Here is a 16,484-nt window from a genome sequence, read left to right as displayed (position 1 = left end):
GGGTCTCCCGGCGCTCAGATGGCCAGGCGCGTCAGCCGGCGCTGGCGCCCGTAGGTCAGATTGACGATGGCGCGGGTCACGATGATCGCGGTAAACATCGACGCGATGATCCCGATCGACAGCGTGATCGCGAAGCCCTTGATCGGACCGGTCCCGAACAGGAACAGCACCAGGGCCGCAATCAGCGTCGTCACGTTGGCGTCCGCGATGGTCGTGAAGGCCCGATCATAGCCGGAGGAGATCGCCGCCTGTGGCGACAACCCGTTGCGGATCTCCTCGCGTATGCGCTCGAAGATCAGCACGTTGGCGTCCACCGCCATACCGACCGTCAGCACGATCCCCGCGATCCCCGGCAAGGTAAGGGTCGCCTGCAGCATCGAGAGCACCGACACGATGAAGATCAGGTTCAGGGCCAGTGCCACGTTCGCGATCAGGCCGAACACGCGGTAATAGAGGATCATGAAGATCATCACCGCGATAAAACCGATCACCACCGACTGCATGCCGCGGTCGATGTTTTCCTGCCCCAGGCTTGGCCCGACCGTGCGTTCTTCCACGATGGACATCGGCGCGGCCAGCGCCCCGGCACGCAGCAGCAGCGCGAGGTTGCGTGCCTCGCGGGTGCTGTCCAGCCCCGAGATCTGGAAGCGCCGACCCAGCGGCTCGTTGATGCGCGCAACGTTGATCACCTCTTCGCTGCGCGAGGTCCGCAGGACCTGCTCACCGTCTTCCTCCACCGTCTCGGTGGTCGTCTCGATGAACACCGAGGCCATCAGGCGCCCCACGTTGTCCGACGTCACCCGCGAGAAGATTCGCGCCCCCTGGCCATCCAGGTTAATGAACACGGCCGGCCCGCCGGTGTCTTGCGCAATACCGGAAGAGGCGTCGGTGATGTAGTCACCGGTCAGCATGACCTGGCGCTGCAGCAGCACCGGCGTCCCGTCACGCTCGCGATACAGACGCGTGCCCGACGGGGCCCGGCCGGACTCCGCCGCCTCCATCGGATCCCCGGATTCCGAGACCAGACGGAATTCCAACGTCGCCGTCGCACCCAGCACCTCCTTGGCCCGGGCGGTGTCCTGCACGCCCGGCAGCTGCACGACGATGCGGTTCTCGCCCTGCTGGGCAATGATCGGCTCGGCCACGCCCAGTTCATCGACGCGCGAACGCAGGGTCGAGATATTCTGCTGCAGGGCCTGCCGCCGCAGTTCGGTCAGATGGTCGTCGTCCAGAGTGGCCACCATGCGGATGGAGTCGCCGGAGCCGCGGACGTCCCACTCCAGTTCGCCGCGGTACTCGCGGGTCAGCCAGCTTTCGGCCGCTTCATAGTTCGCCTCGTTGCCGAACATCACGGTGAGGTCGCTGGAGCTGCGTTCGATCGTGTCAAAGGACAGACGCTCGTCGCGCATGCGCCCGCGCAACTCGTTCGCGTAGCGCTCCATCGCCGTGCCGATCACCGCCTCCAGATCCACCTCCATCAGGAAGTGCACCCCGCCGCGCAGGTCGAGGCCCAGAGCCATCGGCTGGCCATTGATCGCCCGCAGCCAGTTCGGCGTGGCCGGGGCCAGGTTCAGGGCCACCGTATGGTTGTCGTCCAGGGCGTTGCGCAGAATCTCGGCGGCGGCCGACTGCTCGTCGGTGGTCTCGAAGCGCAGCAATATCTGGCCGTCGTCCTGCTCCTCGACCTGCTTCGGCGTCACGCCCTGGGCACCCAGGATGGTGCCCATGAGGTCCCGGATGTTCTCGTCGATCTCGCCGGTCATCGGATTCCCGATCTGGACCGAGGGGTCCTCCGGAAACAGGTTGGGCGCGGCGTACAGCCCCGCACCCAGAACGACCACGACGATCAGGGCGTACAGCCACGCCGGATAGGAATTGCGCATATTCGGAGACCCTGAAGGGCGGGGTTTAAAGGTCTTTGAGCGTGCCCTTGGGCATCACGGAGGCGACCGACTGCTTCTGCACGGCCACGTTTACGCCATCGGCGATATCAACCTTGATGAAGTCGTCGCTGACCTCGGTGATCTTGCCGGCCACACCGCCGTTGGTGACGATCTCGTCGCCCTTGGAGAGCGCCTCGACCATGTTGCGATGTTCCTTGGCGCGCTTACTCTGCGGGCGGATGATCAGGAAGTACATGATCGCGAAGAAAATGACGATCATGATCAGGAACTCGATCATGCCGCCGCCGGCGGCTCCGCCTTCCTGGGCATGCGCTGCAGAAATCAGAAAGTCCATCGAAACACTCCGTCTGTCGGTTCGGGTCGAGCCCCGCCCCGCCGCGAAAAGCGCAGCCGGACGGCGCAAAAAATAACGCGCGGATTATGGCACAGGCGGGACGTCCATGCCGCGCCGAGCGTAGAAATCGCCGACGAACGCCTCGAGCGTCCCCGCCGCGATTGCCTCGCGCATTCCGCGCATCAGGTCCTGGTAGTAATGCAGATTGTGGGTGGTCGCCAGGCGCGAGCCGAGGATCTCGTTGCACTTGTCGAGGTGCTTGAGATAGGCACGCGAATAGTGACGACAGGTGTAGCACCCGCATTCCGGGTCAATCGGCCCGGTATCCTCGCGAAAACGGGCATTGCGAATGCGCAGCACGCCCTCGCGGGTGTACAGAAAACCGTTGCGCGCGTTGCGGGTGGGCATCACGCAGTCAAACATGTCCACGCCGCGACGCACTGCCTCGACGATATCCTCCGGGCGTCCCACGCCCATCAGGTAGCGTGGGCGATCCGGCGGCAACAGCGGCAGGGTCACGTCCAGGGTCTGCAGCCGCTCGTCCTCCGGCTCGCCCACCGACAATCCCCCGATCGCGTAGCCGTCAAAGCCAATCGCCTGCAGGCCTTCCGCCGATTCCCGGCGCAGCTCGGGGTACATCCCGCCCTGCACAATCCCGAACAGGGCCGCCGGGTTGTCGCCATGCGCCGCGCGCGAACGTGCCGCCCAGCGCAGGGACAATTCCATGGACTGGTGCGCCTCGTCCTCCGTGGCGGGGTACGGCGTGCACTCGTCGAAGATCATCACGATGTCCGAGCCCAGCTCGCGCTGCACCTGCATCGACGACTCCGGCGTCATCAGCACCTTCGAGCCATCCACCGGCGACTGGAAGCGCACGCCCTCCTCCGAGATCTTGCGCATCTCGGCCAGCGAAAAGACCTGGAATCCCCCGGAATCGGTCAGGATCGGCCCCTCCCAGTGCATGAAGTCGTGCAGGTCGCCATGCGCGCGGATGACCTCCGTGCCCGGGCGCAGCATCAGGTGGAAAGTATTGCCAAGGATGATCTCCGCCCCAAGCTCGCGCAGCTCTTCCGGAGTCATCGCCTTGACCGTGCCGTAGGTCCCTACCGGCATGAAGGCCGGCGTCTCGACCGTCCCGCGCGGAAAATGCAGGCGGCCGCGCCGCGCCGGGCCGTCGGCGGCCAGGTTTTCAAACTCCATCAGGGCCTCCGGTATCGGCGCTCAGGCTGGGCGGGAGGTCATCGGCCCGCCCCGGCGCCAGCCACATCGCATCGCCGTAACTGAAGAACCGGTACCGCTGCGCGACCGCATGGGCGTAAGCATCCAGGATCCGGTGATAACCGGCGAACGCCGCCACCAGCATCAGCAGCGTGCTCTGTGGCAGATGAAAATTGGTCACCATCCGGTCCACCACGCGGAACGTGTAACCCGGCTGGATGAACAGCCGGGTCTCGCCCTGGAACGGCTCAAGCGCTCCCCCGGCCGCTGCGGTCTCCAGCGAGCGCACGCACGTCGTGCCCACTGCCACCACACGCCCGCCGCGGGCCTTGCACGCCGCCACGGCGGCGCAGGCCTCGGGCGAGACCTCCAGCCACTCCGCATGCATCTCGTGCGCGGCGGTGTCCTCCACCTTGACTGGCTGGAAGGTCCCGGCCCCCACGTGCAGGGTCACCGTCGCCGTGTCCACCCCGGCCTCGCGCAGCCGCGCGAGCAGCGCGTCGTCAAAATGCAGCCCCGCGGTGGGCGCGGCGACCGCACCCTCGCGGCGGGCGAACACCGTCTGGTAGCGATCCGCATCATGGGCCTCGTCAGCCCGCTCGATATACGGCGGCAGTGGCACATGGCCGTGCACGCGCAACAGAGCCAGCACGTCCCCGGCCTCCACCAGCGCCAACCGGAAGAACGGCCCCTCGCGCCCGGTCACTTCAACGGTGAAGGCATCCGCGAGCCGCAGGCGGGTCCCCACCTTTGGCGCCCGGCTGGCGCGAACCATGGCCAGCACCTGTCCGGTCGATTCGATGCGCTCGACCAGCACCTCGACCTGGCCCCCGCTCTCCTTCTGCCCGAATACTCGCGCCGGGATCACGCGGGTGTCGTTCAGCACGAGCAGATCGCCCGGGCGCAGCAGGTTCTCGATCTCCGCAAACCCGGCATCCCGCGGGCGCTCGTCCTCCAGCACCAGCAGGCGCGACCCCACACGGTCCGGCAGCGGATACTGGGCAATCAGCTCCGGCGGGAGCTCGTAATCAAAGTCGGCAACACGCATGGCGCGCGATGCTACCACGCGCCACGCCAGCGCGGCGCGGCATGCCCCGGCCCGCGAAGCCCGTTTCTGCCGCGGGAAACCTGCGCTACACTACGGTCGCGCTGAACAAAGTCGACCTGGCTTTTTCAGCGCGCGCAGCGCTGCAAACGCGTTTTGCAGCCTGCTTTGGAATCCACCCCCGTTGAGGGCGATTCCGACGGCACATCCGTGTGCCGCGGGGAGACGCCGACCCATCGGCATCTCTCCGGCACCCCACAAGCCGGGATGGCGGAACTGGTAGACGCGCCGGACTCAAAATCCGGTTCTGGCAACAGAGTGCGAGTTCGATTCTCGCTCCCGGCACCATCATTTTCTCGGGCCCTCCGCCAGGGCCCGCCCGGGGCGCACGACTCCCCGACACCAGGCCGGTGTAGCTCAGTTGGTAGAGCATCTGATTTGTAATCAGAGGGTCGCAGGTTCGACTCCTGTCGCCGGCTCCATTTTTCGGGCTCCCACAGCCAGTGGTGTTCTCTCCTGACGCACATCCCTACCTTGACGATCGCCCCGCGGGGTGTAATCTCGGAAATACGAGGTTGTCCAGAGGCGCCCCACAGGGAAGCCGAGTCAGCAGGCCCGGCTTTCCCCCGGGCTGCGCCCCGCAGACAACCCCCTCGGGCTCTGCCCCAAGGAGGCGTCATCATGTCCACAGACCGCTTTTTCATGTTGTTCGCAGGGATCGTCGTGCTGGTCAGTGCCCTGCTCGCCTGGCTGGTCAGCCCCTGGTGGCTGCTGCTCGCGGCCTTTATCGGCGTCCACCTGATTCAGGCCGCGTTTACCGGCTTCTGCCCCCTGATCATGATCCTGAAGTCGATGGGGCTGAAGCCTGGCGAGATCTTCCGCTGAGTCCCTACAGGCCACTTTGGGCTCAACGTTCCCCGTAGGGTGCGACCGCCCCGCACCCCTTGTAATCACGGGCGACAGACTACATATTAGCGATTACTAATACGAAACCCGGAGGCATCATCCATGAGCATTGACCGCATCGTCCTCGCCTTTGCCGGCACCGTCGTGATCATCAGCGCCATCCTCGCCTGGCTCTTCACCCCGATGTGGCTGATCCTGACCCTGTTCGTTGGCTTCAACCTGCTGCAGTCCGCCTTCACCGGCTTCTGCCCGCTGGCGATGATCCTGAAGGCCATGGGCGTGAAGCCCGGGGAAGCCTTCAACTAAGCCCCTCGACCAGACCATCTCCTCGCGAGGCCCGGGCGCCATTGGCCCCGGGCCTTTTCTTTTGGCGTTCCCCGGTGCGCGATACGGTGGCCTACACTCACGGGAATAACCCCCTGCGCGAGGTGCCCGCATGCGCTTCCGAGACCGCAATGAAGCCGGTGAGCGGCTCGCCCGCGCCCTGGACCGTTATCGAGGTCAGCCCGGGGTCGTCTATGCGTTGCCACGAGGCGGGGTGCCGCTGGGCGCTGTGGTCGCCCGGCACCTGGGCATGCCGCTGGACCTTTTGATCCCGCGCAAGATCGGTCACCCGTTCCACCCCGAGTACGCCATCTGTGCCGTACCGGAACACGGCGAACGGGTCTGCAATCCGCGCGAGGCGGAGCGCGTGGATCCCGACTGGCTGGAGCAGGCCGAGGCGCGCGAGCGCTCGGAGGCCCGGCGCCGGCGCGAGTTGTACTGCACGGCACCCGCGCCGGAGGTGACCGGCAAAATGGCCATCATCGTCGATGACGGGATCGCGACTGGCCTGACCATGCGGGCCGCGATCCGCGACGCCCGCCAGCGCCGGCCCCGCCAGCTCGTCGTGGCCATCCCCGTCGCGCCGGCGGAGACCGCCGCGCTGCTAGAAACCGAGGCAGACGAACTGGTCACCCTGGATATCCCAGAGTATTTCCGCGGGTCGGTCGGAGCTTATTACGAAGACTTCGAGCAGACCTCGGATGACGAAGTGATCGCCTTGCTCGCCTCGGTCCACCAGTCGCAACGCCCCGATGTCTCCCGCTGAGGACCGTAACGTAAGCCTCGTCTTGGATGGCGATCCCCACCAGGGCATCCTCGACCTGCCCGGGTCGCCCATTGGGCTGGTCATTTTCGCGCATGGCAGCGGCAGCAGCCGCCTGAGCCCCCGCAATCACCAGGTCGCCGGCACCCTGCAGGACAGCGGCCTGGCTACGCTGATGTTCGACCTCCTGACCGAGGAGGAGGACCGGACCTACGCCAACCGCTTCGACATCGAGCTGCTCGGCCGGCGGCTGGTGCAGGCCTGCCAATGGGCCACGGCCCAGCCGTCCCTGGCGGCTCTGCCGCAGGGACTGTTCGGCGCCAGCACCGGCGCGGCCGCAGCGTTGCGGGCCGCCGCGGCCGCGCCACAAGCGATCCGGGCGGTCGTCTCGCGCGGCGGACGTCCGGACCTGGCGGGTAACGCCCTGGAACGGGTGCAAAGCCCCACGCTGCTGATCGTGGGCGGCCTCGACACCACCGTCATCCAGCTCAACCGCCAGGCGCAGGCGCTGATGCCCGCCCGTTGCGATCTGGAGATCATCCCCGGCGCCACGCACCTGTTCGAGGAACCCGGCACGCTGGAACAGGCGGCGGAACTCGCGGCGGCCTGGTTCCGTCAGTGGCTCCCTACGGAGTAATTGCCACCTTCAGCACGCCGTCGCGCTGATGCGAAAACAGGTCGTAGGCGGCCTCGATATCGGCCAGCTTGTAGCGGTGCGTCACCATCGGCGTCAGGTCCACGCGCCCCGAAGCGACCACCTCCATCAGCCGCCGCATGCGCTCCTTCCCGCCCGGGCACAGCGTCGTCACGATGGTGTGGTCCCCCAGGCCGGCCGCGATTGCATCCAGCGGCATCGAGAGCTTGCCCGAGTACACCCCGAGACTGGATAGCGTCCCGCCCGGTTTCAGGATCCGCAGGCAGGCCTCGAAGGTTTCCTGCTGCCCCAGGGCCTCGATGGACACATCCACCCCGCGGCCCCCGGTCAGGTCCATGATCGCTTCGACCGGGTCCTGTTCGTGGAAGTTGATCGCCACATCCGCGCCCAGCTTGCGGGCGGTCTCCAGGCGTTCCGGCACACCATCGACCACGATGATCCGGGTCGCGCCCATCAGCTTGGCGCCCGCCGTGGCACACAGGCCGATCGGGCCCTGCGCGAACACCGCCACCGTGTCGCCGATATGGATGTGCCCGCTCTCCGCACCGCCGAAACCGGTGCTCATGATGTCGGGGCACATCAGGACCTGCTCGTCACTGAGCCCGTCCGGCACCGGGGTCAGGTTGGCCTGGGCGTTGGGAATGCGCACGTACTCCGCCTGGCAGCCATCGATCGTGTTCCCCAGCTGCCAGCCCCCCATGGCCTTGCCACCGCACTGACTGGAGATGCCTTCCTGACAGGAATGGCACTGCCCGCAGGGCGTAATCGCCCCCGCGATCACACGCTGGCCCACCTCGTAGCCGGTCACCGCGCTCCCCAGCTGTTCGATCACCCCGACGGGTTCGTGCCCGACGATGCGCCCGGCCTCCACGGGATACTCGCCCTTGAGGATATGAATATCGGTCCCGCAGATCGTGGTGGTCGTCACCCGCAGCAGGGCATCCGTCGGCCCGATCTCCGGGATGGGCCGATCCTGAATCTCGATCCGACCCGGCTCGACGAAAACCGCCGCCTTCATCGTACTCATGCTGGCCTCCTGGGGTTTGGCCGGTTGTTGCATATGGCTTCATGCGCAACCTGTTTATCGAACATAGCAGGCCGTCCGCCTGGTCACTTGGACCGAGCCTTGCGATCGCGACCCGACGATCGCCTGCCGTACAATAAGGCTACATCCGCCGTTCAGGATCGCATGTGATCTCGCTCATCCCCCGCCTGTTTCAACGCGCGCCCGCCCTCGACCCGGAAAGCCGTGCCTGGATTCACGCGGTCTTCGACTGGGCCGGGAACGAACCCCACCTGGGCCCGCTTCTGCGCAAGGCACACCTGGTATTGCCCACGGCCGAGCACTTCCCCGGCCAGGCGGACACCCGGCAGGCGATGGCACAGCTGGTCTTCGATCGCGTTCTGGAGCATGCCGGGCTCGCCGACGGCCCGTTTCGGCTCTCGCATCCCGGCAACCTGATGGACACCCCGGTCCCTTGGGACACCATGGGCACGGCCCGCGCCGCCTCGAACGAAGCGACAGCCCAGAGCGCGGGAGTGGGTATCCCCTACGATCCGGAACTGGTCCCCCATTCCCAGGCCCTGATCGCCCACTTCGCACGCGAGATCGCCCTGCGTCTGCTCGCCACGGCGCGCCAGACCCCACCGGCCCTGGAAGGCAACGAGGCGCACATCGCGGAGCTTCTGGCCACCCGCATGGGCTTCGGCGTAATGCTGACCAATACCGCCTTTCAGGTCCGCGTGAATCAGTGCGGTGCCTGCAAGGGCCCGTCTGCCGAACGTGAAGCCGCGCTGTCCCGCGATGATCTTGCCTATGCCCTGGGTCTGTTCTGCCGCGATCAGGGGATACCGCCGGGACGCGCCCGCGCCCATCTGAATACCCCGCTTCGGCCCGCCCTGCGCCATGCCCTGCGCGACCTCGCCCGCCGTGATCGCGAAGTCGCCAGCGGCGCGGCCTGAGCCAGCTCGACGACCACTCGCGCCAGCGTTATTTGATGCGTTTTATAAAGAAAACACAGTAACTTACCGGCGAAACGGATCGTTTCTTCAAGCAGGCTGAGCAGCCGGTCCGCGCGCATCGTGGACCGCTTGAAGGGCACGACCGGGCGATCTAGTGATCAGGGTGCGAAACCCCGGCTCCCTGGAGGCCCGTAATGAAGACTCTGCGCTACGCTCTTGCCGCCCCCATCGCCCTCGTACTGGCTGCCGCGCCACTGCATGCCAGCGAGGGGACGTTCGATACCCCCACCCTGATCCCCGAACTCGCGGTCAAGGCCGCCGAGGCGGCGGTACAGGCCTGCCGTGATCGCGACACCCAGGTGACCGCGGCGGTGGTCGACCGCCACGGGACGCCCCAGGCGCTCAAGCGTGATCGCTTCGCCGGGCCACATACCGTGGACACCGCTATCAGCAAGGCCTGGACGGCCGTCAGCTTCCGCACCGACACCCTGGAACTGCGCGAAATGACCGATCCCGGCGCGGCCGGTTACGGGATCCAGCATCTGCCCCGGGTCAGCATCCTGGGCGGGGGCAAGCAGATCATGGCCGGGGGCCGCATTATCGGCGGCATCGGCATCTCCGGCGCGCCCAGCGGTCAGATCGACGATGAATGCGCGGCCGCCGGCATGGACGCGATCGCCGACGACCTGCTCTGATCTACGCGACGCGGGGGCCTTGCCGCCACAGGCGACAGGCCCCCGCTCGGGATCCCCTCGGTCCCTTCATGCCCCCAGCAAACCGCTGCGCTGCAGCCCGTCAAAGATAAACTGCATGGCCAGCGCGCTCAGCAGGACCCCCAGGATGCGCGTCAGCACATGCGCCCCGGTCACGCCCAGCCAGTGCTGCAGCCGCGAGGCCACCAGAAGGCACACCAACGCGAGGACCATCACGGCGACCAGCGCGCCCAGCACCACCGCCTGAGCGGCGGGATCGCCCTCGGCCCGGCTCATCATCAGAATGGCGGCTCCCATCGCGCCGGGGCCGGCCAGCAACGGCGTCGCCAGCGGGAAGATCGACAGGTCCTTGCGCGTCCGGGCCTCCTGCGTCTCCGCCGCCGTCGCCGATACGCCGCCGGAACTGCGGGCGAACACCATATCGATCCCGATCAGCAGCAGCAGGATGCCGCCTGCGGTATACAGCGCCGCCAGCGAAATGCCCAGAATCGAAAGCAGCGCCTCTCCGACCAGCGCGAACAGCAGGAGAATACCGCCGGCCACCAGCGCCCCGCGAATCGCCATAGCTCGCCGCTGGGCCGGGCTCATGCCCTGACTGAGCACGGCGAACACCACCGCCACATCCACCGGCCCGATGGTCACGAAGAACGTGGTCAGTGCGACGATTCCCAGTTCCAGCATGGCGGATCCCTCCTCTCGCGGCCCCTTCCGGGGGGCATGGCACAAACCTGAATGAGCCCGACACTTCGAGGTGTAAGTTGCCCTTCGTGTTTCACGAACCTACTTTAGCGCGCTCTGAAATACCGATTGGGGAGCCATCCAGCCATGAAACGTCGTGTTGTCGGTCAGCTGACGCTGGCCAGTCTGCTTGCGTCACCCGCCCTTTCCCACGCCCAGGACGCCGCGCACACTCTGGGCACCGTGTCGGTCACGGCGACGGGCTACGAGACGCTGATCGACGAGACCCCCGCCTCGGTCACCGTGATCGAGTCCAGCGAGATCCGCAACCGCGAGGCGCGCACCCTGGGCGATCTGCTGCGGGGCCAGCCGGGCATCGCCACCGCGGTGGACGGATCGGTGGGCTCCGATCCGATCATCCGCGGCCTCAAGCGCGACCAGGTCCTGGTGCTGGTGGACGGCGTACGCATCAACGCCATGCAGCCGCCGGCGCGTGGCTCGCTGGCGTCCTACGTGAACGTGGACCTGATCGAACGCATCGAGATCGTGCGCGGTCCGGGCTCCGTACTCTATGGCGCCGGCGCCATGGGCGGCGTGATCAACATCATCACCCGCGGCGGCGACTTCACCGAGGAGCCCGAGACCCGTGGTTTCTCGCGCCTCGGTGTCACCTCGGTGGATGACGGCATCCGCGGCGCGGTCGGCGTAACCGTCTCCAACGACCGCAACGTGCTGGACCTGTCCACCGCGTATCTGAACACCGACGACTACAAGAACGGCAACGGCGACCGCCTGCGCGACTCCGGGACCGAACAAAACGCCTACCACCTGCGCTATCGCGGCAAGCTGGCGCCCGGCCACGAGGTCCAGTTCCGCGCCCAGCGCGACGAACGCAAGGACGTCTGGTATCTCGCCTCGCGCACCTTTACGCCGAACGACGGGCAGCGCCCGGCAGGTGTGAATACGCACTACACACCGCGCCAGACACGTGATCTCGTCGAGTTGAGCTATGAAGGCGAGTTGAACGGGGCCTGGGCGCCACGGGTGGAGGCCTCCATCTATCGACAGGACCTCTCTCGCGGGAATTACGACTGGAGCGACCGCCTGCAAAAGGACTACCGGACCTCCGACACCGACTTCACCACCGACGGGCTCCGCGTGCAGACCGAGCTGGTCCCCACCGATGACCAGATCCTGCTGCTCGGGGCCGAGGCCTGGCGGCTGCGCGCCAGCCCGGTGTCCTTTATCGGGCTGGAGAGCACTTCTTACGAACCGGTGATTCGCATGCCGCTCGTAGAGAACGGGAAGATCGAGTCTGCCGGCGTGTTCGTTCAGCACGAGACCTACCTCGACTGGGCCACCGTCAATATAGGGGCCCGCTATGACGAGGTACGCGGGAGTGCTGACGCCGCCATGGGCGTTACCGGGCCGCTGGACAACACTGATCGTAACCTCAGCTGGTCGGCCGGGCTCACCTGGCACCTGCACGAGGCCTTCAACCCCTACTTCAGCCTGTCCGAGGGCTACCGCTCCGCCAGCCTGCTGGAACGCTACCTGACCTATCCCTACAGCGATGGGTACACATGGAACAGCGACCCGCAACTGGATCCGGAACGGAACCGCACGTTCGAAGTGGGTGCCCGCGGCCAAATCGGCGCGACCTCCTACACCGTATCCGCCTATGAAAGCCGCATCCGCAATTACATCGGTGGCGTAACGATTAGCAGCGACGAGAAGGACACCATCAATCTGGACGAGGCCCGCATCCACGGCATCGAGGCCCTGGTGGAGCACGCCTTCACCGACGCGATCACCGGCTATGCGAGTGGCACGTGGATCCGCGGCGAGAACCGCGACCGCCGCTTTGACGAGCCGCTGACCCAGATGCCCCCGCCGGAGGCCACGATTGGCCTGACCCAGTCGACTGCAAAAGGCTGGCAGTGGGATGCCCGCATCCGGGCAGTCGCCAGTCAGAGCCGCACCGCGGACCGGTTCACCGCCAATGAGGATTTCCCGGACGGTACCGAGCGCAACACCTCCGGTTTCGCCACCGCCGACCTCGCTGTCGGCTACCGCTTCGGGCCCAGCGCCGGCTTTCGCTCCAACGAGATCACCTTTAGCGTGACCAACATCGCGAACAAGACCTACCGCGAGCACGTCAACGAGATGACGGAGGCACGTCTGGACCCGGCCAATGGCGTACAGGACATCTGGGCCCCCGGTCGCAGCTTCGGGCTCACCTGGAACGCCGAGTTCTAGACCGGCCGCGGACATCGCCCCCAAGACAAGACAAGGACAACACCATGCGTTTACGCGTAATCGATTTCGGCCAGCAGCCGGCCGTGCGGTCCCAGGCGGTCTACCACGGCATCGCCGAGGCCATGGGCAAGGACGACGATCCTGTGCTCACCCTGGTCAACCCCGACGACCCCTATGTCTGCGTCGGGTTGCATCAGGAGATTGCCCTGGAGGCCGACGAAGACTTCTGCAAGGAACAGAACCTGCCGATCATCCGCCGCCACGTCGGCGGCGGTGCGGTATATCTGGATCACAACCAGATGTTCTTCCACTTCATCTACCCGTCGTCGAAGGCGCCGCGGATCGTCTCCGACATCTACAAGAAGTTCATCGACCCGGTGATCAACACCTATCAGGACCTGGGCGTGAACGCGACCTTCCGCCCGGTGAACGACATCCACGTGGACGGACGCAAGATCGGTGGCACGGGTGCCGCCAGTATTGGCAACGCCACCGTGATGGTCGGCAGCTTCATGTTCGACTTCGACACCGCGACCATGGCGCGTTGCCTCAAGGTCCCTTCGGAGAAGTTCCGCGACAAGCTGCGCGCCGGCATGGAGGACTACATCACCACGCTGTCCCGCGAACTCGGGGAGATGCCGGAACGCGAGACTGTGCGCGACGCCTTCCTGAAACGGGTGGCCAGCGATCTCGACGTCGAGGTCGAGCTGAGCGAGCCCACCGCCGAGGAAACCGCCGCCATCGAGGAACAGATGGCCGACCTCACGGACCCTGAATGGACCTACCGCAAGGGCCGCAAATTCGTGGAGATGGGCGTCAAGATCGCCGCGGGCACCCACCTGACCGAGGGGGCCCACAAGGCCGCCGGCGGCCTGATCCGGGCCCAGCTCATGGAGAAGGACGATCACATCGCGGATCTCCTGCTGTCCGGCGATTTCACGGTCTTCCCGGAAGACGGCATGGACCGCATCGCCGACGCCCTGCACGGCCAGCCGCTGGACCAGGAGGCCCTGCAAACCGCCGCGACCGCCTGCATGCAGGAGATCGGCCTGGATGCCCCGGGTATCGAACCCGGCGACATCGCCACCGCGATCCTGGCCTGCGTCCACCGCGAACCGCACTGATCACCTCCGCTCCACCGGAGGTGCAAACGAAAACGCCGGCGTCCTGCAAGGGGCGCCGGCCGTTTTGTCATGCCGCGTATCCCGGTGGTGCGCTGATCAAGCCGAGTCGAGGAACTCGGCACGGCTGGGCGCGGTAGCCAGCCGCGCCCGGTCCCCCGCATAGGGCTCCGCTCCCGCCGCCGCGCGTTCGGCAGCCTGCAGGGTCGCGCCCGCCCACTCCGGCAAATCGGACGCAATCCGGTAATAGATCCAGTTGCTCTCCCGCCGCGTCCGCACCACCTTGTGCTGACGCAAGGCCGCCAGGTGACGCGACACCTTCGGCTGGGACATCTCCAGAGAATGCGTCAGCTCGCACACACAAAGCTCCCCTTCCGCCTGCATCAGCAACAGCGAACGCAGCCGTGTCTCGTCCGCCAGCAGGTTGAACAAATCCGTTGGTTTAAGCGACATATCGAATCCAGCTAAATTCCTTTTGCGAACCGTATACCGGGCCCGCGATCGCGACAAGAAGCCCTCGTTTCCAGCAACTCAAAGACGCAGGCTAGGGGCAACGCCACGCGGGCGGGGGTTCAGAGCAGACGTCCCTTCGCTTGGCATCATTCCCGCACGGAACGAAAGCCCTGCCGCATTCAATGATGGTGATGGCCATGCCCCCCAGCGCCTCGGCTCTCGGCCGGCGTGTCCTTCTCCCCCTCGACCGAGGCCCCCGCCTCGACCAGAATCCCGAGCACGCGCCCATGGGAAGACACCGCCTCGGCGCGGCTCCGGTGATGATCATGGGGACCCTCATGCGGCGGATCATGGCGGACCTCATGCGTCCCGCGCCCATGATGGGCGTGGGCACCGCCTGGAGACGCATCCTCCCCCTCTTCTCCGGGCATGGCCTCGGCCAGCGCGTACATGTGCCGCGCAATCCCTTTCGGCGTAGTGCCATCGGCGCGCACGACATCCACATCCGCCCCTTGCTCCACCAGTGCCGCCACCATGTCCGCATATCCATACAGGACGGCGTAAGTCAGCGCGGTATTACCCCTCGGGCCCCTTGCATCCACGTCCAGAGCCGGCTCCTTCAGGAGCCGCCGGACCACGGCTGCATCACCGCCGTGCACGGCCTTCATCAGGACTGTTACCCCCTCGCGCTCGCGCGCGTTCACGTCCGCCCCCGCACGGATCAGCAGGTCCGTCAGCTCCGCATCGAGGCCGACCGCCACGAGCAATGGGGTCAGTTCCCAGGGCCGCTGGGCGCGATTCACATCGGCGCCGCCGTCAATCAGATCACGCACCCGTTCCGTGTCACCGCTGGCCACCGCCTGGTACAGGGCTTCCGCTCGCTTGTCGCTGTCATCGGCAAGGCCGGGGCCCGCCATACCCGAAAGGCAGACCGCCATGACCAGGCATTTGTAAAACTGTCGCATGGCTTCTCCAGAAAATGCCCCGGCGATCCCTCGATCGCCGGGGGCGGTATTACCAACCCGAGGCCCACGTTTCGTGGGTCCCTCCATCAGGAAATATTGAACCGCGTGCGGATCGACCCGATCGGCTTCAGCATGCCGTTCGCGGCCCGATAGTCGAAGAAATCGATATCGACCGGGAACGAGCCCGCCTGTTGCGGCTCGAAGATCAGGTCGTAACGTTCCGCGGAGGTCATGAGGATCTCCCCGCCCGCCGGGATGGTCTCGATCTGCGGCAGCGGCCGGCCATCCTCCGCGACCACCTGGATCGGGCCCAGTTCGGCCGGAAAACGCACTCGCTGCGGGACATAGCCCGCCATGATGTAGCGCAGCAGGACCCGGTCCACGCGACTTGCGTTGACCACCACAGAGGGATCGGTCTCGCTGAGATCCGCACCAATCCCGTTGATGCAGAAGATCTCCGGGTTGAAGTCATTCAACCCCGCGTCGCCCCCGCAGAGAGCGGAATCCCAGGGCAGGCAGTGCCAGTTCATGTCGATGTCGTCCACGGCCCAGATCGCCTCCACCGTGTAGCTTGGTCCACCCTCGTACACGGTGCCGGGACCGCTCGGGGGGTCGATGATCAGGGCACCGTACATCCCCATCTCGGCATGCAGAACGGTGTTGGTATGACAGTGGTAGAAGTAGGTACCCGCCTGCGACGCCCGCCACTGGTAGGTGTACTCCCCGAGTACATCGAACGAGTAGTGACCGACCCCGTCGTTGAAGGTATCGGGCTCGATGCCATGGTGGTGGACCGTGTGCGGCGCCATCATCGCCATCGCATTGAGGTGGGTGTGCACGATCTGCCCCTGGCGCACGCGCATCGGCGGGGACGGCATGGCACCGCCCATGCCGCCACCACCACCGCCCATGCCGCCACCACCCATACCACCATCCATGTTGAAGCCCCAGATAGGGACCTCGACACCATTGATGATCTGGCTGCCCTGCATGAAGGTGTTCAGGAAGAATTCCACATCGGGCGTGACGCGGTTCGGGGTATTCGGGGCGTCGATATGCAGGCCGCAATTGCCGGTGATACCGGCATCGCAGCCACCGCCCATACCGCCGCCACCCATGCCACCGCCGTCTCGATTTCTGCTCATGATCTTGTGCTCCGTTTCAATCCGTTGGTTGCGCCGAAC

The 16,484-nt window shown here is 66.1% G+C and carries 17 protein-coding genes and 2 tRNA genes; 10 read left to right on the top strand and 9 right to left on the bottom strand.

Going from position 1 to position 16,484, the window contains the following annotated elements:
- Window positions 1-14 precede the first annotated feature (14 nt).
- From secD to queA, 4 genes are all read right to left on the bottom strand, one after another.
- The gene (gene secD, locus D103_RS0100225; protein ID WP_018875361.1) at window positions 15-1,883 is read right to left on the bottom strand and encodes a protein translocase subunit SecD; all 1,869 of its coding nucleotides are present in this window, start codon (window positions 1,881-1,883) and stop codon (window positions 15-17) included.
- A 25-nt stretch (window positions 1,884-1,908) separates the two neighbouring features.
- Window positions 1,909-2,238: a preprotein translocase subunit YajC gene (yajC, locus tag D103_RS0100220; protein WP_018867385.1), complete on the bottom strand. Its 330-nt coding sequence runs from the start codon at window positions 2,236-2,238 to the stop codon at window positions 1,909-1,911.
- Between the two features lie 84 nt (window positions 2,239-2,322).
- Window positions 2,323-3,438: a tRNA guanosine(34) transglycosylase Tgt gene (gene tgt / locus D103_RS0100215; RefSeq protein ID WP_018875360.1), complete on the bottom strand. Its 1,116-nt coding sequence runs from the start codon at window positions 3,436-3,438 to the stop codon at window positions 2,323-2,325.
- Window positions 3,428-4,504, bottom strand: coding sequence for a tRNA preQ1(34) S-adenosylmethionine ribosyltransferase-isomerase QueA (gene queA, locus D103_RS0100210; protein WP_018875359.1), 1,077 nt, complete (start codon window positions 4,502-4,504; stop codon window positions 3,428-3,430). The genes tgt and queA overlap by 11 nt, the downstream gene beginning before the upstream one ends.
- 258 nt (window positions 4,505-4,762) lie before the next feature.
- Between queA and D103_RS0100205 the strand changes: the two genes are divergently transcribed.
- The 6 genes from D103_RS0100205 to D103_RS0100180 all read left to right on the top strand — a co-directional run bounded on the left by D103_RS0100205 (window position 4,763) and on the right by D103_RS0100180 (window position 7,131).
- Window positions 4,763-4,849 (top strand) — tRNA-Leu (locus D103_RS0100205).
- Between the two features lie 58 nt (window positions 4,850-4,907).
- Window positions 4,908-4,983 (top strand) — tRNA-Thr (locus D103_RS0100200).
- Between the two features lie 199 nt (window positions 4,984-5,182).
- A complete protein-coding gene (locus tag D103_RS0100195; protein WP_018867382.1) occupies window positions 5,183-5,386 on the top strand; it encodes a DUF2892 domain-containing protein in 204 nt (67 codons plus the stop codon).
- Window positions 5,387-5,509: 123 nt separating this feature from the next.
- Window positions 5,510-5,713, top strand: a complete 204-nt coding sequence (locus tag D103_RS0100190; protein WP_018867381.1) for a DUF2892 domain-containing protein — start codon at window positions 5,510-5,512, stop codon at window positions 5,711-5,713.
- Between the two features lie 130 nt (window positions 5,714-5,843).
- Window positions 5,844-6,497: a phosphoribosyltransferase gene (locus D103_RS0100185; RefSeq protein WP_026280207.1), complete on the top strand. Its 654-nt coding sequence runs from the start codon at window positions 5,844-5,846 to the stop codon at window positions 6,495-6,497.
- Complete coding sequence (locus tag D103_RS0100180; RefSeq protein ID WP_026280206.1) at window positions 6,484-7,131, top strand: dienelactone hydrolase family protein; 648 nt, start codon at window positions 6,484-6,486, stop codon at window positions 7,129-7,131. Before D103_RS0100185 ends, D103_RS0100180 begins: the two co-directional genes overlap by 14 nt.
- On the opposite strand, the gene D103_RS0100175 is transcribed toward D103_RS0100180, so the two are convergent.
- Window positions 7,121-8,176, bottom strand: coding sequence for an NAD(P)-dependent alcohol dehydrogenase (locus D103_RS0100175; RefSeq protein ID WP_018867378.1), 1,056 nt, complete (start codon window positions 8,174-8,176; stop codon window positions 7,121-7,123). The genes D103_RS0100180 and D103_RS0100175 overlap by 11 nt on opposite strands.
- 164 nt (window positions 8,177-8,340) lie before the next feature.
- Here D103_RS0100175 and D103_RS0100170 point away from each other — a divergent pair, with 164 nt between their 5' ends.
- On the top strand, window positions 8,341-9,111 hold the full coding sequence (locus D103_RS0100170; RefSeq protein WP_018875356.1) for a hypothetical protein: 771 nt from the start codon (window positions 8,341-8,343) through the stop codon (window positions 9,109-9,111).
- A gap of 194 nt (window positions 9,112-9,305) precedes the next feature.
- A complete protein-coding gene (locus D103_RS0100165; protein ID WP_018867376.1) occupies window positions 9,306-9,806 on the top strand; it encodes a heme-binding protein in 501 nt (166 codons plus the stop codon).
- 66 nt (window positions 9,807-9,872) lie between these two features.
- Here the strand turns inward: D103_RS0100165 and D103_RS0100160 are convergent, their stop codons facing one another.
- Window positions 9,873-10,505: a MarC family protein gene (locus D103_RS0100160; RefSeq protein WP_018867375.1), complete on the bottom strand. Its 633-nt coding sequence runs from the start codon at window positions 10,503-10,505 to the stop codon at window positions 9,873-9,875.
- Window positions 10,506-10,649: 144 nt separating this feature from the next.
- Here D103_RS0100160 and D103_RS0100155 point away from each other — a divergent pair, with 144 nt between their 5' ends.
- Both D103_RS0100155 and D103_RS0100150 read left to right on the top strand, forming a co-directional pair.
- Window positions 10,650-12,761 carry a TonB-dependent siderophore receptor gene (locus D103_RS0100155; protein WP_018875355.1) on the top strand — a complete coding sequence of 704 codons (2,112 nt, stop codon included), beginning with the start codon at window positions 10,650-10,652 and terminating at the stop codon, window positions 12,759-12,761.
- A gap of 44 nt (window positions 12,762-12,805) precedes the next feature.
- On the top strand, window positions 12,806-13,885 hold the full coding sequence (locus D103_RS0100150; RefSeq protein ID WP_018875354.1) for a lipoate--protein ligase: 1,080 nt from the start codon (window positions 12,806-12,808) through the stop codon (window positions 13,883-13,885).
- A gap of 96 nt (window positions 13,886-13,981) precedes the next feature.
- On the opposite strand, the gene D103_RS0100145 is transcribed toward D103_RS0100150, so the two are convergent.
- From D103_RS0100145 to D103_RS0100135, 3 genes are all read right to left on the bottom strand, one after another.
- Complete coding sequence (locus D103_RS0100145) at window positions 13,982-14,335, bottom strand: metalloregulator ArsR/SmtB family transcription factor (protein ID WP_018875353.1); 354 nt, start codon at window positions 14,333-14,335, stop codon at window positions 13,982-13,984.
- Window positions 14,336-14,514: 179 nt separating this feature from the next.
- On the bottom strand, window positions 14,515-15,300 hold the full coding sequence (locus D103_RS0100140; protein WP_018875352.1) for an ankyrin repeat domain-containing protein: 786 nt from the start codon (window positions 15,298-15,300) through the stop codon (window positions 14,515-14,517).
- 86 nt (window positions 15,301-15,386) lie between these two features.
- Window positions 15,387-16,445, bottom strand: a complete 1,059-nt coding sequence (locus tag D103_RS0100135; protein ID WP_231366570.1) for a multicopper oxidase domain-containing protein — start codon at window positions 16,443-16,445, stop codon at window positions 15,387-15,389.
- Between the last annotated feature and the right edge of the window lie 39 nt (window positions 16,446-16,484).

Origin of the sequence: Thioalkalivibrio sp. ALE31 (assembly GCF_000377405.1) — a bacterium.
In the GTDB taxonomy this organism is placed as follows: Bacteria; Pseudomonadota; Gammaproteobacteria; order Ectothiorhodospirales; family Ectothiorhodospiraceae; genus Thioalkalivibrio.
Note: the sequence above shows the minus strand (reverse complement) of the source record. Positions and strands in the feature narration are given on the sequence as shown.

What these genes read in the sequence shown, in the direction of transcription:
- D103_RS0100150 (WP_018875354.1), top strand. Translation starts at nt 12,806, where the DNA reads ATGCGTTTACGCGTAATCGATTTCGGCCAGCAGCCGGCCGTGCGGTCC.
- queA (WP_018875359.1), bottom strand. Translation starts at nt 4,504, where the DNA reads ATGCGTGTTGCCGACTTTGATTACGAGCTCCCGCCGGAGCTGATTGCC.
- D103_RS0100165 (WP_018867376.1), top strand. Translation starts at nt 9,306, where the DNA reads ATGAAGACTCTGCGCTACGCTCTTGCCGCCCCCATCGCCCTCGTACTG.
- tgt (WP_018875360.1), bottom strand. Translation starts at nt 3,438, where the DNA reads ATGGAGTTTGAAAACCTGGCCGCCGACGGCCCGGCGCGGCGCGGCCGC.
- D103_RS0100190 (WP_018867381.1), top strand. Translation starts at nt 5,510, where the DNA reads ATGAGCATTGACCGCATCGTCCTCGCCTTTGCCGGCACCGTCGTGATC.
- yajC (WP_018867385.1), bottom strand. Translation starts at nt 2,238, where the DNA reads ATGGACTTTCTGATTTCTGCAGCGCATGCCCAGGAAGGCGGAGCCGCC.
- D103_RS0100175 (WP_018867378.1), bottom strand. Translation starts at nt 8,176, where the DNA reads ATGAGTACGATGAAGGCGGCGGTTTTCGTCGAGCCGGGTCGGATCGAG.
- D103_RS0100195 (WP_018867382.1), top strand. Translation starts at nt 5,183, where the DNA reads ATGTCCACAGACCGCTTTTTCATGTTGTTCGCAGGGATCGTCGTGCTG.
- D103_RS0100135 (WP_231366570.1), bottom strand. Translation starts at nt 16,445, where the DNA reads ATGAGCAGAAATCGAGACGGCGGTGGCATGGGTGGCGGCGGTATGGGC.
- D103_RS0100180 (WP_026280206.1), top strand. Translation starts at nt 6,484, where the DNA reads ATGTCTCCCGCTGAGGACCGTAACGTAAGCCTCGTCTTGGATGGCGAT.
- D103_RS0100145 (WP_018875353.1), bottom strand. Translation starts at nt 14,335, where the DNA reads ATGTCGCTTAAACCAACGGATTTGTTCAACCTGCTGGCGGACGAGACA.
- D103_RS0100160 (WP_018867375.1), bottom strand. Translation starts at nt 10,505, where the DNA reads ATGCTGGAACTGGGAATCGTCGCACTGACCACGTTCTTCGTGACCATC.
- D103_RS0100155 (WP_018875355.1), top strand. Translation starts at nt 10,650, where the DNA reads ATGAAACGTCGTGTTGTCGGTCAGCTGACGCTGGCCAGTCTGCTTGCG.
- secD (WP_018875361.1), bottom strand. Translation starts at nt 1,883, where the DNA reads ATGCGCAATTCCTATCCGGCGTGGCTGTACGCCCTGATCGTCGTGGTC.
- D103_RS0100140 (WP_018875352.1), bottom strand. Translation starts at nt 15,300, where the DNA reads ATGCGACAGTTTTACAAATGCCTGGTCATGGCGGTCTGCCTTTCGGGT.
- D103_RS0100185 (WP_026280207.1), top strand. Translation starts at nt 5,844, where the DNA reads ATGCGCTTCCGAGACCGCAATGAAGCCGGTGAGCGGCTCGCCCGCGCC.